Genomic DNA, 14,425 nt, shown 5'->3' on the forward strand with positions numbered 1-14,425 from the left:
CGCAAAAGAACATGGTAACTGAAATAGCCATATTGAATATTATCCCGGGAACGGAGCCTGCCTTTTTAGCTTCCTTCGAGAAAGCTAAAAGCATCATTTGTTCTATGAAAGGATATTTACAACATGAGTTGCTGAAGTCCGTGGCGGAAACAGATAAATATATATTGATCGTACGCTGGCAAACCCTGGAGGATCATACCGAAGGGTTCAGGAAAAGCACGGCATACCAGGAATGGAAGCAGCTCCTGCATCATTTTTATAACCCCTTCCCGGTTGTGGAGCACTATCAACGAACAGATAAAGCAGCATGACAGACAAGGTAACCATAAATATTCCCGTTCAATATGAGGCGATTGCGTTTAAAACAAAAGCGCTGGGCTTTGACATGCCTTCCGATCTGCAAACCGGAAGCCTGCTAAAAACCCTGGTGGCGTCAAAGCCCGGAGGCCGGATACTGGAACTGGGTACGGGCACCGGACTGGCAACGTCCTGGATACTGAGCGGAATGGACAACCATGCTTCACTGGTTTCTGTTGACAACAATGAGCTCCTGATCAATGTAGCTAAGGAACAACTAAAGGACAACCGGATCGAATTTATATGCGGAGATGGGTACGAATGGATCGCTGCATACAAAGGAGCCTCTTTTGATCTCATATTTGCCGATGCCATGCCAGGGAAATACGATCTTTTTGAAGAAACATTCGCTTTGTTAAAAACCGGGGGCATTTATTTCATTGACGACATGCTGCCCCAGCCAAACTGGCCGGAAGGGCATGCACAACGGGTAGAGGCCTTTATTACCATGCTTGAAAAAAGAACCGACCTCGTGCTTACCCCCTTAAATTGGTCTACCGGCATTATCATCGTTACAAAGACCTCAAATAAAATTTAAACATCAAACGTTAAAATGAAGCAACAATATACCATAACCGTTTACGCAGAAGACCAGATCGGTCTACTGGCCCGCATTACGATTATTTTTTCCCGTCGGAAAATCAATATCGACAGCCTCAATACTTCTTCCTCCGAAATCCCCGGCATTCACCGGTTCAATATTGTGATTGACGAAACAGAAGAAGTGGTAAAAAAATTATGCAAGCAGATCGAAAAACAGGTGGAGGTGCTGAAAGCATACTACAACCTCAACAGCGAGATCATCTGGCAGGAGCTGGCCCTGTATAAAGTGCCTACCAGCCAGGTAACCGATAAAATGATCGTAGAGCGTGTACTGCGGGAACACGGCGCCCGTGTGGTATCCATCAATAATGATTATACGGTTTTTGAATGTACCGGGCATCGCGAAGAAACCGATAAGCTGGTAAAGCTGTTTGAAGAATACGGGCTGATCGAATTTGTGCGCGGAGCAAGGGTGGCCATCATCAAAAGCAGTGAAGGCTTTCATAAAAAGATCAAGGAATTTGAAGCCCGCGAGCCGGGAGAAGAAGTGATCGAGAACGAATTCCTGAATGAGCAGGACTCTGTATTTAGCATGTAACAAATGACGGCAGAGAAAACCATACCCATACTGCGCATCTTTGACTACGCTAAAGCCATTGAGTTTTACGTAGACTGGCTGGGATTCTCCATCGTATGGGAGCACCGTTTTGAGGACAACACACCGGTTTACCTCGAAGTGGAAAAAGACGGCATCACCCTGCATCTCAGTGAACATCATGGGGACGGCACGCCCGGCACGCATGTTTTTGTATGGTGTACCGGTGTAAAAGCATTCCACAGCACGCTCCTCAACAAACAGTATAAATACAACCGCCCGGGTTTGGAAGAAACCTTTTATAACGCCTGGTGCGTTACCGTTATTGATCCTTTTAATAACCAGATATCTTTTAACGAACACATACCGGGCGATAAAAATTAAATAATGTACACACTCAATATTATAGACAGCATCCGGCAAAAAGCCATTGCACTTATAAAAGAAACGCCTCTCGAAGTGCTCAATCAAATACCTGCCGGCTTTAACAACAGCATCATCTGGAATTTTGGCCACCTGGTGGTAAGCGGCTACAGCCTTGTATTTAAAGCTACATCCGTAGACCCGGACTTTCTTATTCCCTTGCAGGACGTTTATAAAAAAGGCACCAAACCCAATGCTCCCGCTACCCAGCAGGAGATCGATGAGCTGATCGGATTGTCGAACACATTCACGCTGGCTGTAAAAGAAGCGCTCGATGCCAACCGTTTTCAGGAAATCACCGAGTATACTACCGCCACGTTCGGATTGCCCGTAACTACCATCGAAGAAATGCTGATCACGGTAGCCGCGCACGACACCCTGCACTGGCAATCGATGCGGGACTATAAACGGATGCTAAATCCGTAAATACTAAATCACAAATCCGAGATCTGAAACCTCAATTCTGAAATCTCGAATCTCGAATCTGAAATCTCAAAATCGTAAATACTAAATATCAAATAACAATGGCAAATTACTTTAACACACTACCCCTGAGAGAGCAGCTAAACCAACTGGGCGTTTGTGAATTCATGAGCAACGATGAGTTTCTGGACGGCGTGGATGCATTAAAAGGAAAAAAGATCGTAATCGTTGGTTGTGGCGCGCAAGGCCTGAACCAGGGTTTAAACTTAAGAGATAGTGGTCTGGATGTTTCTTATGCATTACGCAAAGAAGCCATCGAAGAAAAAAGAGCCAGCTGGAAAAACGCAACCGATAACAACTTTAATGTGGGTACATACGAGGAACTGATCCCCGGTGCAGACCTGGTGATCAACCTGACCCCCGACAAACAACATACCAGCGTTGTAAGCGCCGTGATGCCGTTGATGAAACAGGGTGCTACCCTTTCATATTCGCACGGTTTCAACATCGTTGAAGAAGGCATGCAGATCCGCAAAGATCTTACGGTAATTATGGTGGCTCCCAAAAGCCCCGGAAGCGAGGTGCGGGCCGAATACCTGCGTGGCTTTGGTGTTCCCACCCTTATTGCGGTACACCCCGAAAATGATCCCGAAGGAAAAGGCCTCGAGCAGGCAAAAGCGTACTGCGTAGGTACCGGCGGACATCGTGCCGGTGTGCTGCGGTCCTCTTTTGTAGCAGAAGTAAAATCAGACCTGATGGGTGAGCAAACCATTCTTTGCGGACTGCTGCAAACCGGTTCCATCCTGTCTTTCGACAAAATGATCGAAAAAGGTATCGACCCTGGTTATGCTTCCAAACTGGTACAATATGGTGTGGAAGTAATCACCGAAGCCCTCAAACACGGCGGTGTTACGGGTATGATGGACCGCCTGAGCAACCCGGCAAAGATCAAAGCGTTCCGCATCTCAGAAGAGCTGAAAACCATTATGCGCCCGTTGTTCCAGAAGCATCAGGACGATATCATGAGCGGCGAATTCAGCCGTATTATGATGGAAGACTGGGCCAATGGCGATGCCAACCTGCTGAAATGGAGAGCTGAAACCGGGGAAACCGCTTTTGAAAAAACACCCGCGGGTGATGTAAAGATCGGAGACCAGGAATATTTTGACAACTACACTTTAATGGCAGCCTTTATCAAAGCAGGTGTGGAACTGGCCTTTGAAACCATGGTGGAGGCCGGCATCAAACCAGAGTCTGCGTACTACGAGTCTTTACACGAAACACCGTTAATTGCCAATACCATTGCGCGTAAAAAACTGTTCGAAATGAACCGCGTTATTTCCGATACCGCCGAGTATGGCTGTTACCTGTTCGACCAGGCATGTAAGCCGTTACTGGCCGATTTCATGAAAACCGTAGATACCGACCTCGTGGGTAAGAACTTTAATGAAGGTAAAGATGGCGCAGTAGACAACCAGGAGCTGGTGGAGGTAAATGAAGCACTCCGCTCTCATCCTGTTGAGCAGGTGGGTACTGTACTACGTAAAGCAATGACCGCTATGAAAGCGATCAAAACGGCGTAACAACCGCAACGTTTAACGACCTAAAAAGACCTGCAGGGTTTTCCGCCACAGCGGACGGGTTAAACCTTGCAGGTCTTATTTATTTAAAAAATTTTGAACCTTGACCTTACTTAACATAGAAGACCTGTCCGTACACTATGGCCTCAAAACCGTTCTGCGCCACGTATCGTTTACGGTGCACCAGGGTGAAGGATGGGTGATAAGAGGGGTAAGCGGAAGCGGTAAAACAACCCTTGCAAGGGCCATCGCCGGTCCGGATAAATATACCGGTGGGCTGAACATCAGCTATGACACCCGCAGTAATTTGCCCGCAAAAACACTTTTTGTAGAAAGCTGGTACCGATTTACCAACCTGGAAGGCGACCGGAATTTTTATTACCAGCAACGGTACAATCACCAGCAAAGAAGAGATACCGTTACCATTGCAAGGGAACTGGAACTCTACGGACAAACATATGCGTTAGACCACACCCGGTTACAGGCGCTCATTACGGCACTGGATTATGACCGGGTGCTGGATGAACAGCTTTTTGAGATCTCCAGCGGTGAGCATAAAAAATTACAACTGATCAAGGCCTTGTGGCTGCGCCCGCAGTTGCTGATCATCGACCAGCCTTATACCGGGCTTGATGTAAAATCGCGCGGGCGGCTTAATGAACTGCTGAACGCATATGCCAGAGAGGGCGGCACCCTGATCCTCGTCAGCAATGATACCGAGCTTCCGGCCTGTATCCAGCACTTTGCAGTGATGAAGAATGGTGGCTTTGAGCTGGCAGATGCCGCGCTGGTTTTTGAAGAAAAGACCTTGAAGCCGCTCCCCGAGTTTTTAAAAGAGCCGCCGCAATACACTGCACCAACGCTGATTGATATGAAGCAGGTGCATGTACAATATGGCGACAAGCAGGTATTGAAAGATATCCACTGGCAGGTAAACGCCGGCGAGCGATGGCTGCTCCAGGGCCATAACGGCTCGGGAAAATCTACCCTGCTCAGTTTGATCACCGGCGACCATCCGCAGGCTTATGCCAATGATATCAAATTATTTGGTGTACAGCGCGGAGCCGGAGAAAGTATCTGGGACATCAAAAAAAGGATTGGCCTCATCTCCCCCGAGCTGCACTGGTACTTTGATGCGAACGCGACCGTACTCCAAAGCCTTGCCTCCGGATTCTTTGACAGCAATGGGCTGTACCGCCAGTTGCGTTATATGCAGAAGCAACAGCTAAACGAGCTGCTAAAGTTCCTGGATCTGTACGATGTAAAAGATGAACTCCTGACCACGCTTCCATTGGGCAAACAGCGGCTGGCTTTATTAGGCCGTACCATCATTAAAAATCCACAGCTCCTGGTGCTGGATGAACCCTGCCAGGGGCTGGATCAGCAGCAAACACAATACTTTAATAAGCTGGTTGACGAAATCAGTAAGAATGGCGTTACCATCATTTATGTGGGTCATTTTGAAACACAGCTGCCTGCTTGTATTACGCATAAACTGGTGTTGCAGGATGGCCGGGCGATAGAAAATACCCGGCAATAAAGGCTGTGGGTGTGGGTATCAAAGCATTCAACAGAAAGTGGTTCATTCAAACGTCCATACCGTGCCGATCCGCTGGTGATGTGCGACAAAATCCGCCATCAGGGTTTTGTCAAATGCGGTACCGTCGGCATCCCGCAGCTCACAAAGCATACAGGACATATAGATGAGCCGGATATTATAGTAAACCGAATTGTTCCAGGAATATTTTTCAATGATCGCGCCCTTGTTCTTTGGATCTTTTTTCATTTCTGTTATGCGCACCTGCAGCCATACCGGGAGGTCTTTAGGTGGCGGGTTGCCTTGATCGTTTTTTTTGGAGCAGGCCGCAAAAACAATCAATAAAAGTATTACTAAAACATTTTTTTTCATAACCAGGTGATTTTGATATTCGTTTTAAGACAACCGCGTTTCTAAGTTACAGAAAAAACAGCGCATCCTTATGCTAAAGAACGCAAATAGCCCAATAAGTGCAACAGCCCGTTTCCGGTATAGCTCCGGAAGCTACCTGATGTCAGCGGAATATCCGGCTGCTCGGGGTGATTGCCGGACCGGATATATCAAAAAGCCGCACGGCATTGATATAAGGTAATGCGCCACCGGAGCAATATGCGCCTCAATAGTGTACCTTTACTTACTCATAAAAGCAAGATCGGATATATGCAAGCAACATCGATACATCTCAATTTTTCAGAAGCCGCTGCACGCATTAAAGATGTAGTAACCCATACACCTTTACAGCTCAACATCAACCTTTCCAGGAAATATGCCTGCAACGTCTATTTAAAAAGAGAGGATCTGCAAATCGTTCGCTCCTATAAGTTGCGTGGAGCCTTTAACATGATCCAGGCCCTGAGCCAGGAGGAACTGAAAAAAGGGATTGTTTGCGCCAGTGCCGGCAATCACGCTCAGGGCGTAGCCTACAGCTGCAACCGGCTGAACGTAAAAGGGGTGATCTTTATGCCCAGCATAACGCCCAACCAGAAGATCGAACAAACAAAAATGTTTGGTGATGCGAATATCGAGATCATTTTAACCGGCGATACCTTTGACGATTGTGCCGCAGCAGCGAAGATCTATACAGAAGAAAACGGGATGATCTTTATTCCGCCCTTTGATCACGAGCGCATCATTGAGGGTCAGGGAACCGTAGGCGTGGAAATATGGAATGACCTGAAAAAGATCGATCACATTATTATTCCCAATGGCGGCGGTGGCCTGAGCGCCGGTGTGAGTACCTATATCAAATCGGTAAGTCCGCATACCAAAATCACGGCGGCAGAGCCCGAAGGAGCTCCGTCCATGACCCTGGCATTCAAGAGCGGCGGACCGGTGGAATTAAAAACCATCGACCGTTTTGTAGATGGTGCCGCTGTTAAAAAAGTGGGCCAGCTTACCTATGAGCTTTGTAAGGCCCACCTGGATGAAATACGCCTGGTGCCCGAGGGCAAGATCTGCAGCACCATTTTACAATTGTATAATAAAGATGCCATCGTAGCAGAACCCGCCGGGGCGTTGTCTATTGCCGCGCTGGATTTTATGCAGGAAGAAATTAAAGGTAAGAATGTTGTGTGTATCGTAAGCGGTAGTAACAACGATATCGACCGGATGCAGGAAATAAAAGAGCGCAGCCTGCAATACGAGGGACTGAAACACTATTTTCTTGTAAATTTTGCCCAGCGCCCGGGTGCCTTAAAAGAATTTGTAAATCATGTACTGGGGCCACACGATGATATCACCCGCTTTGAATACATGCAAAAAACCAATAAGGAAAGCGGGCCCGCACTGATCGGGATCGAACTGAAGCACCGGGAAGACTATCATCCCCTGATCCAAAACCTGGAAAGGACGCAGATCGAATTCACCGAACTCAACAAGGATAATACCCTGTTCAGCTACCTCGTATAATCATGACACGCTAAGAGAGAAACTACGGCGTCCATGTATTGTTTGCGATACACGTAGCAACACATGTTGCTGAAGCAAAGGCGCCATTCATCGATACTGGTAGGGGTTGTTATTAGCCATTGATTTCAGCAGCCAAACGGACGCTGATTTTCACTGGCGCTATCAACAGCCACTTACTGTTTCTTCATTTCCTTTAAATTGCCATCCGGATCAAAATCCAGCCGCAGGTCGGAGCGTGCACCCTGGATCTGCAGGTACCAGCCGGCATCGGTCTTATTAAGCCGTTTGATGCGCATACAATTAAAATAGATAAACCCGTTTGTTTTTCCGCCGGGGATGTCTTTTATTTTTTCGTTGGCCACATCATTGATCTTTTTGGCCGTGGCAAAACGGATCCGGCTCAGCGGCATTAAAAAATCCACCTCCTGCTGCAATTGCCCGAAGGTTTTTACCGGTGTGGGCTCCTGCCATTTTCCATTGGCATATACATACTGGTCGATGTTTTCTGTAGTATCCGGGTTCTGGATATTGATCGTAATCCTTCCGCCCTGGAAATCGTAAAAATGGAGCGACTGGTACAACATCAGTTCCTTTCCCCGGAACTGCGGCAGCTGCTCCAATTCCGATTGGATGCGATCGAGCGTGGCCGCATCTTCAAAAATACTCCGGTTGCCGGATTGATCTCCGGAACCCGATCCAACAATGGTAGTAGTGCTACTACTGCTGCTACTGGTACTATGCGACTCCGTTTCCGTATGCATAGCTGCATCGGTTTTTTCCGGGCGGGGATTCCGGGTTTGCTCAAAGCTCCGGTTGATCTGTTCACAGGAACAAAACATCAGCAATGCAGCCATAACCATGAAGGTAGTTGCCAATAATATCGGTTTCATGTTAATCAAGGGGTTGAATTTGATCCGGTTGTTCCGGATCGTATAAAATAGTAAGGGTTTTACCCGGAGCAATATCCGGTATCTTCAGCAAGTCTACCACCTGCTTAAAAGAAGCCTGGTGCATACGGCCGCGGCTTCCCTCAAATTCGATGGTAAACCGCACCTGTGGCTGCTCGTTGATATAAAGCCCGGTTTGCGCGGTATTGATAATGGTTGCCGTGGCCGGTTTCCCATATAAAAGAAGCCTGGAGGCTTTTCGTTTTGTTCCGGCCCATTTCCGGATCACCGTATAAACGACCAGCTCAAGGCCAAGAATAAACGGGATCAGTACAAACGGATGGCCAAAACCCAGGTAGCGCCACCCGTATCCCCGGCTTTCCTGCATATATGAATAGATCAGTAAGCCAGGGGCCAGGGTTAATAAAATCAGCAGCACCAATGTAATCAGGGTCATTACCGGCCGGTTCCACTGAAATCCTTTGCCCTGGATCATTACCGGCGGATCGCCCATATCAGGATCCAGTAGCAGGGACACCGTTTTACCCACGGCAAAACGATTCTGCAACGGTTCTGAGTCTACAATACTAAGGTAGGTTTCCACCTCGGCATCCACCAGGTTCCTGAATGCCACCTTCAGTGTCAGCAGCTCTCCCCTTCCGCCTGCCTGCAGCACCTGCTTTTGAACGACCGATCCGCGGGCATGCCGACCGTTTTGAAGCAGCCGCTCCAGCAGCCGTTTTTTGCGAAACTGTGAAAGAATAAAATTATTAATAAAAAGAATGAGTACGAGTATCCATAAAAAGCAGCCGATACCCAGCCAGGTAAATGCCGCTGTGGCGGACTGATCCGGCGCCGTCATCTTCCATTCACCACCCGCGTAGTGTATGATCAGCGGCAACCCGGCCGTCATAAACAACGTAAACAGCACAAAAAAGAAAAGGAGCAATTGTAGTCCGCCCAGGCCGGTCCGGTTTCTATCTGAAGAAGGCGTCATAGTAATAAATTTAGCTTTTTGCTTTAACAGCATCCTACTATTTGTCAAATTACGGATAAGATACAGTACCGTCAAAAAAAATAAAAAAGAATGTCGTTCCTCCTGACAAACTGTTGTCACTCCCCCATTTTAGCTTTGTATCATTCAATTAAAAAATACAAATATGACAACAGCAACCGCACAAGCCACTGTTATTGGCAAAGAACAATTATTAAAGCACTGGCAGGGACACCGCAACCTGACGCGCAGGGTTATTGAAGCATTCCCCGAGAAAGATCTGTTTGAATTTTCTGTTGCCGGCATGCGTCCTTTTTCAGACCTGGCCATTGAGCTTCTGTCTATTGGCGGGCCTGCATTAAGAGCGATTGTAGACCGGGCAGCTACTCCTTATAGCGAAGAAGGTATTGCTCCCAAAACCAAGGAAGCGCTGCTGAAATTATGGGATGCTGAAACCGAAACCATCAACACCTATTTTGAGCGGATCCCCGAGGAAGATTTTTCGCAAACCTTCAACCTTTTTGGCCAGTACGAGTTTCCCATTTACCAGAATATTTTTTACTTTATCGATAATGAGATTCACCACCGCGGGCAGGGTTATGTTTACCTCCGGGCATTGAACATTCAGCCGCCTTTCTTCTGGGAGCGTTAAGCATAAGAGAACCCGGTGTGTTGGGTTTGGCCTCTTATGTACATTATCATTCCGGAAATAAACACCACAGGTTGCACTGAAGACGGGTTAACGGTCTTCGGTGCTTCTTTGATTTACCCCTTATTGCGCCTTCAGGTTTTCCATCTGCTTTTCTATAATAGAACGGATGCTGTCTTTTAACGATACCGGCTCCAGGATCTTTGCATGATCGCCAAAACCCAAAAACCACCGTGCAAAATCACTTTCGGGGTAGCCACACATAAAAGTCATTTCAATGCCTTCGCTGGTTTCTTTTTCTTCTGTAAACCCATGGTACTGGCGGTTCCATTGCAGGTAAGCAGCAACTTTAGGTTCTACAACGATCCGTACCTTGGTGCGGGGCACTTCTTTTCGCTGGTTCAAAAATTCCTGCAGCTCCGGATGCTCCTTTATAAAAGGCACTGCCGTTTTGACGATCCCCTGGATCCGGTCTGTACGGAAACGCCGGTAGTCTTTCCGCAAATGACAATAGGCCATGATGTACCAGAAATCATTTTCATGAAATACGCCCACCGGCTCTATTTTCCGTATCTCCGGTGTACTGGAGGCTATTTTTTTATACCGGATTTCTACCTGTACTTTCTGGGCAAGACTGTCGAATAACACGGACAAGGCCTCGGGAACTTTTTCGTTAAAAATGCTTTGGGCACTGCGTACCTGTACCTGTGATTCGATACTGGAGATCCAGTCTTTATCCGCCATACGCAATACGGCTTTCATCTTTGCAATAGCCGATGCAAAATGATCGCCCAGCCGTTTATCGATAAATTTTTGCATCAGTTTCTCGGCGGCTACAAAGCTGGACGCTTCCTCCCTTGTAAACATAACTGGTGGCAACCGGTAGCCTTCCACCAGTTCATAGCCGATGCCGGCTTCACTGGCAATGGGCACACCGGCCGTTTGCAGGCTCCGGATATCACGGTAAATGGTACGTAAACTTACATCAAACCGGTCGGCCAGGTCCTGCGCTTTTACGATACGTTTCGACTGCAACTGGATGAGGATGGCCACAATGCGGTCGAATTTATTCATTTGCTCAAAAGACATACTACTATATTCTAAAATGACGAATGAGAATAGCCGAGAATTTTCATTACCTCCGGGCAATGCTGGTTAAAAAAGCGGTGCATTGCAGATGCGGATTCAGGTTTCCTTTCAGCAACCCTATGCGATCGCCAAACAACGTCCAGATTCCACTGCCGGTCAGGCGTGCAAGACCTCGTGTATATGTTTCCGCATATTGTGCACGATCTGCTCCAGCGGCAGGTCATCCGGATCTGTGCCAAAGGGATTTTCTATCGATTCAGCAATCAGCTCCAGCGATGCCAGTACATAAAAGACAAAAGGTACCGCTGCGATCACAAAATATCCCATAGAAAATACAAACCCGATCGGCAGCGTGAATACATATACCACGATAAATTTTTTAATAAACGAACTGTACGAATAGGGAATGGGCGTGTTTTTAATACGCTCGCAGGCGCCGGCCACATCCGTAAGCGACTGCAACTCGTTATTGAGTACGATGAGCTGATCGCCCGATATTTTCCCGGTTTGGTACAGTTCCGTTACATAGCGAAAGATCATGGAAGCCACCTGGTTGGGACCATGCTTTTTTTCCAGATCTAACCCCGGATGCTCCACCGTATCCAGCATGAACGTGGTATAATCCGAGCGCAAAAAACTGAACAGGGTTTGCGAAAACAGCGGGATCGATTTCCGGAAAAAATGCCGGCTTGCTTTATCCTCCCTGGGAAGAAATGCATCCAGCTTGATCGCCAGCGAGCGGCATACATTGGTAAGCGTTCCCCACTGCCTGCGCGCCTCCCACCAACGATCGTAGGCCGTATTGGTACGGAACACGAGCAAGAGGGATAAAGCAAAACCCAGCAGGTTATGCACCATATTAATATTGCGCAGCCAGCTTTTTTCAGACAATTTCAGGTATTCGAGTTCCAGGTAGGCAATGCCCCAGGATAACAGGGCCATCAGCACCAGGTAAGGTACCAGCTTCCGGAAGGTATCCGATTTATGAACAAAGAAAACCGATTTGAACCACTCTTTGGAATTGTAGATTGTCATATGATTATGAAAAACGAAGGATCAGCATGATTAAATGTTAACAATGGAATGTAAAAATAAGGCCTCTGCTTTTCCCTTCCATGTTTTTTGCGGTGAATCTCAAATGATCATAAACCTATCCGGGCAACGGTTTGTACGGCGAAAGCCAGAACCTGCCTGTGGCTGTTGTACCCGTAAAAGCAAATTGGGGATCTTACCCGATCGGGCCTTTTTTCCGGTGCACCATCAGTAACATGCTGCAGCCCAGCAACGCGGCAAGAACTGAAGCTACCAGTATCGCCAGCTTTGCCTCTGCTACCAGCAGCGGGTCGTTAAAGGAAAGCAGGCTGATAAAGATCGACATGGTAAACCCGATGCCCGCCAGCAGCCCCAGCCCCACCATATGCATCCAGCCTGCCTGTCGTGGCAATTTACCGATGCCCAGCCGCACGCCCGCCCAGGTAGATAAAAGAATACCGGCACATTTCCCCGCAATCAGCCCGATGATAATACCCATCCCCAGCGGAGCGGTGAGGCCATTTACCATCGATGCTTCAAACCGGATATTCGTATTCGCCAGTGCAAAAAGCGGTATGATAAAAAAATTCACAGGCTTTGCTAAGGCATGCTCCAGTTTTTCAAGCGGCGACAGGGTCGCATCTGGTGTAGTAGGTAAGGTCATGGCCACCAATACACCGGCAATGGTGGCATGTATCCCCGAATGATGAATAAAATACCAGACAAAAAGTCCCGGCACCAGGTAAAACCAAAGCCCTTTTACTTTCAGCCGGTTAAAGATGATCAGCAGGATCATTACCGCGCCGGCATACAGGAGATAATTAAAATGGATCTCCGAAGAGTAAAACAGCGCAATCACCAGGATGGCGATCAGGTCATCCACGATGGCCAGCGCTGCCAGGAACACTTTCAGGCTACCCGGCACTTTCTTACCCAGCAGGGTAATGGCCGCCAGGGCAAAGGCAATATCTGTAGCCATCGGGATACCCCAGCCGGAAACCGTAGCCGTTCCCTTATTCAACAGCACAAAAATAAGCGCGGGCAATAGGGCGCCTCCAAAAGCAGCAATCACCGGGAGCATGGCCTTACTGGGTGTGGACAGTTCGCCTTCTACCATTTCCCGTTTGATCTCCAACCCTACCAGCAGGAAAAAAATTGCCATCAACCCGTCATTGATCCAGTGCAGGATCGAAAACCGCAAGCCGATGCTGCCGCTTTCCCAGCCCACATACCTGCCCAACCAGTCTTCAAAGGCGCGGCCGGCCGGAAGATTGGCAATCACCAGGGAAAGCAATACACATCCGATCAGGATGATACCGCCAACCGAGTTCGAATTGACATATTTCCGGAAGGTGTCTAAATTGATTCGTTTCAGCATAGCCCTTAAAATTACGGATTGCATTTTAATTCCTTAATTCTCATTTCTTATTTATCATTTCAATCCTAACTTTGAAAGATGTTCGATTTCAGATTACAGGTATTTCATACCGTAGCCCGGCGGTTAAATTTTACGCGTGCCGCAGAAGAGCTGTTTATTTCCCAGCCCGCAGCAACCAAGCATGTGCAGGAGATTGAGCAATATTTTAAAACCAAATTATTTGAACGGCACGGCTCAAAGATCTCCCTGACTGAAGCAGGAAAAATATTGCTGCGTCATACCGAAGAGCTATTCAGCATTTACCGGAAAATGGAACTGGAGCTGCATTCTTTTGCGGCGCAACACAAAGGCACGCTGCGGATCGGCGCCAGCACCACCATTGCCGAATACCTGCTGCCGCCCGCATTGGCCGCTTTTAAAAGCCGGTTCAAAGATATTTCTGTAATCCTCACCAGTGGCAACACCGAGCATATTGAACAATTATTACAAAAAAGTGAGATCGATTTTGGTATGATTGAAGGGCAGCCCAAGAACAGCCTGTTCAAATACACGCCCTTTATAAAAGATGAAATCGTGCTGGTGGCATCCGGGAAAAATCCCATCACTAAAAAGCAAAAGATCTCCTTAAAAGAATTACAGCAACTGCCCATGGCATTGCGGGAACCCGGCTCAGGAACGCTGGAAGTGATCACCAAGCACCTGAAAGCAAAAGGAATCCGGCTTTCGCAGCTCAACCGGGAAATACAGCTGGCCAGTTCAGAGAGCATCAAATCCTATATTTCCAATTCCATGGCCGTTTCCTTTCTTTCCATTCATACCGTGCTGGGCGAGCTTAATAATAATGAACTGGCCATTGTAGATGTACAGGCGCTGGATATTGAGCGTTATTTCCAGTTTGTGCAGTTACACAGCGGGGCAGCCGCCATTCCCGACTATTTTATGAAATTCATCAATCATTACAATTTCAAGTAAACCGCATACGTTCAGGTGGGGTTTCCGTTATACCAACCACGCTGCAGGGAATACATAG

At 47.6% G+C, this 14,425-nt stretch carries 16 protein-coding genes; 10 read left to right on the forward strand and 6 right to left on the reverse strand.

The window, feature by feature from the left end:
* The first annotated feature begins 11 nt into the window (after positions 1–11).
* From LQ567_RS11370 to LQ567_RS11400, 7 genes are all read left to right on the forward strand, one after another.
* The gene (locus LQ567_RS11370) at positions 12–311 is read left to right on the forward strand and encodes an antibiotic biosynthesis monooxygenase family protein (protein WP_231007320.1); all 300 of its coding nucleotides are present in this window, start codon (positions 12–14) and stop codon (positions 309–311) included.
* Positions 308–895: an O-methyltransferase gene (locus tag LQ567_RS11375; protein ID WP_231004627.1), complete on the forward strand. Its 588-nt coding sequence runs from the start codon at positions 308–310 to the stop codon at positions 893–895. Before LQ567_RS11370 ends, LQ567_RS11375 begins: the two co-directional genes overlap by 4 nt.
* Before the next feature lie 15 nt (positions 896–910).
* On the forward strand, positions 911–1,498 hold the full coding sequence (gene ilvN, locus LQ567_RS11380) for an acetolactate synthase small subunit (protein ID WP_231004628.1): 588 nt from the start codon (positions 911–913) through the stop codon (positions 1,496–1,498).
* A 3-nt stretch (positions 1,499–1,501) separates the two neighbouring features.
* Entirely contained in the window at positions 1,502–1,879 is a 378-nt protein-coding gene (locus LQ567_RS11385) for a glyoxalase superfamily protein (protein WP_231004629.1), read from the forward strand.
* Between the two features lie 3 nt (positions 1,880–1,882).
* Entirely contained in the window at positions 1,883–2,344 is a 462-nt protein-coding gene (locus LQ567_RS11390) for a DinB family protein (protein ID WP_231004630.1), read from the forward strand.
* Between the two features lie 98 nt (positions 2,345–2,442).
* Positions 2,443–3,924 carry a ketol-acid reductoisomerase gene (gene ilvC, locus LQ567_RS11395; protein WP_231004631.1) on the forward strand — a complete coding sequence of 494 codons (1,482 nt, stop codon included), beginning with the start codon at positions 2,443–2,445 and terminating at the stop codon, positions 3,922–3,924.
* Between the two features lie 100 nt (positions 3,925–4,024).
* Complete coding sequence (locus LQ567_RS11400; protein WP_231004632.1) at positions 4,025–5,461, forward strand: ATP-binding cassette domain-containing protein; 1,437 nt, start codon at positions 4,025–4,027, stop codon at positions 5,459–5,461.
* A gap of 42 nt (positions 5,462–5,503) precedes the next feature.
* Here the strand turns inward: LQ567_RS11400 and LQ567_RS11405 are convergent, their stop codons facing one another.
* Positions 5,504–5,830: a hypothetical protein gene (locus LQ567_RS11405; RefSeq protein WP_231004633.1), complete on the reverse strand. Its 327-nt coding sequence runs from the start codon at positions 5,828–5,830 to the stop codon at positions 5,504–5,506.
* 288 nt (positions 5,831–6,118) lie between these two features.
* Here LQ567_RS11405 and ilvA point away from each other — a divergent pair, with 288 nt between their 5' ends.
* A complete protein-coding gene (ilvA, locus tag LQ567_RS11410) occupies positions 6,119–7,366 on the forward strand; it encodes a threonine ammonia-lyase IlvA (protein ID WP_231004634.1) in 1,248 nt (415 codons plus the stop codon).
* A gap of 173 nt (positions 7,367–7,539) precedes the next feature.
* Here ilvA and LQ567_RS11415 read toward each other — a convergent pair whose 3' ends face one another.
* Positions 7,540–8,256 (reverse strand): hypothetical protein, encoded by a 717-nt coding sequence (locus LQ567_RS11415; protein ID WP_231004635.1) that lies wholly within the window; start codon positions 8,254–8,256, stop codon positions 7,540–7,542.
* Between the two features lies 1 nt (position 8,257).
* Complete coding sequence (locus tag LQ567_RS11420) at positions 8,258–9,250, reverse strand: hypothetical protein (protein WP_231004636.1); 993 nt, start codon at positions 9,248–9,250, stop codon at positions 8,258–8,260.
* A 163-nt stretch (positions 9,251–9,413) separates the two neighbouring features.
* Here LQ567_RS11420 and LQ567_RS11425 point away from each other — a divergent pair, with 163 nt between their 5' ends.
* On the forward strand, positions 9,414–9,899 hold the full coding sequence (locus LQ567_RS11425) for a DinB family protein (protein ID WP_231004637.1): 486 nt from the start codon (positions 9,414–9,416) through the stop codon (positions 9,897–9,899).
* A 120-nt stretch (positions 9,900–10,019) separates the two neighbouring features.
* Here LQ567_RS11425 and LQ567_RS11430 read toward each other — a convergent pair whose 3' ends face one another.
* From LQ567_RS11430 to nhaA, 3 genes are all read right to left on the reverse strand, one after another.
* On the reverse strand, positions 10,020–10,985 hold the full coding sequence (locus LQ567_RS11430) for a helix-turn-helix transcriptional regulator (RefSeq protein ID WP_231004638.1): 966 nt from the start codon (positions 10,983–10,985) through the stop codon (positions 10,020–10,022).
* A gap of 156 nt (positions 10,986–11,141) precedes the next feature.
* Positions 11,142–12,020 carry a bestrophin family protein gene (locus LQ567_RS11435; protein ID WP_231004639.1) on the reverse strand — a complete coding sequence of 293 codons (879 nt, stop codon included), beginning with the start codon at positions 12,018–12,020 and terminating at the stop codon, positions 11,142–11,144.
* Positions 12,021–12,213: 193 nt separating this feature from the next.
* Positions 12,214–13,395, reverse strand: coding sequence for a Na+/H+ antiporter NhaA (nhaA, locus tag LQ567_RS11440; protein ID WP_231004640.1), 1,182 nt, complete (start codon positions 13,393–13,395; stop codon positions 12,214–12,216).
* A 78-nt stretch (positions 13,396–13,473) separates the two neighbouring features.
* On the opposite strand from nhaA, the gene LQ567_RS11445 reads away from it, so the two are divergent.
* Positions 13,474–14,367 carry a LysR family transcriptional regulator gene (locus tag LQ567_RS11445; RefSeq protein WP_231004641.1) on the forward strand — a complete coding sequence of 298 codons (894 nt, stop codon included), beginning with the start codon at positions 13,474–13,476 and terminating at the stop codon, positions 14,365–14,367.
* The last annotated feature ends 58 nt before the right edge of the window (positions 14,368–14,425 follow it).

Origin of the sequence: Niabella pedocola, assembly GCF_021044425.1 — a bacterium.
Lineage (GTDB): Bacteria > Bacteroidota > Bacteroidia > Chitinophagales > Chitinophagaceae > Niabella > Niabella pedocola.

Bases quoted from the DNA above. Each gene is read 5' to 3' on its own strand.
- LQ567_RS11370 (WP_231007320.1), top strand. From the start codon at position 12: ATGGTAACTGAAATAGCCATATTGAATATTATCCCGGGAACGGAGCCT.
- LQ567_RS11375 (WP_231004627.1), top strand. From the start codon at position 308: ATGACAGACAAGGTAACCATAAATATTCCCGTTCAATATGAGGCGATT.
- ilvN (WP_231004628.1), top strand. From the start codon at position 911: ATGAAGCAACAATATACCATAACCGTTTACGCAGAAGACCAGATCGGT.
- LQ567_RS11385 (WP_231004629.1), top strand. From the start codon at position 1,502: ATGACGGCAGAGAAAACCATACCCATACTGCGCATCTTTGACTACGCT.
- LQ567_RS11390 (WP_231004630.1), top strand. From the start codon at position 1,883: ATGTACACACTCAATATTATAGACAGCATCCGGCAAAAAGCCATTGCA.
- ilvC (WP_231004631.1), top strand. From the start codon at position 2,443: ATGGCAAATTACTTTAACACACTACCCCTGAGAGAGCAGCTAAACCAA.
- LQ567_RS11405 (WP_231004633.1), bottom strand. From the start codon at position 5,830: ATGAAAAAAAATGTTTTAGTAATACTTTTATTGATTGTTTTTGCGGCC.
- ilvA (WP_231004634.1), top strand. From the start codon at position 6,119: ATGCAAGCAACATCGATACATCTCAATTTTTCAGAAGCCGCTGCACGC.
- LQ567_RS11415 (WP_231004635.1), bottom strand. From the start codon at position 8,256: ATGAAACCGATATTATTGGCAACTACCTTCATGGTTATGGCTGCATTG.
- LQ567_RS11420 (WP_231004636.1), bottom strand. From the start codon at position 9,250: ATGACGCCTTCTTCAGATAGAAACCGGACCGGCCTGGGCGGACTACAA.
- LQ567_RS11425 (WP_231004637.1), top strand. From the start codon at position 9,414: ATGACAACAGCAACCGCACAAGCCACTGTTATTGGCAAAGAACAATTA.
- LQ567_RS11430 (WP_231004638.1), bottom strand. From the start codon at position 10,985: ATGTCTTTTGAGCAAATGAATAAATTCGACCGCATTGTGGCCATCCTC.
- LQ567_RS11435 (WP_231004639.1), bottom strand. From the start codon at position 12,020: ATGACAATCTACAATTCCAAAGAGTGGTTCAAATCGGTTTTCTTTGTT.
- nhaA (WP_231004640.1), bottom strand. From the start codon at position 13,395: ATGCTGAAACGAATCAATTTAGACACCTTCCGGAAATATGTCAATTCG.
- LQ567_RS11445 (WP_231004641.1), top strand. From the start codon at position 13,474: ATGTTCGATTTCAGATTACAGGTATTTCATACCGTAGCCCGGCGGTTA.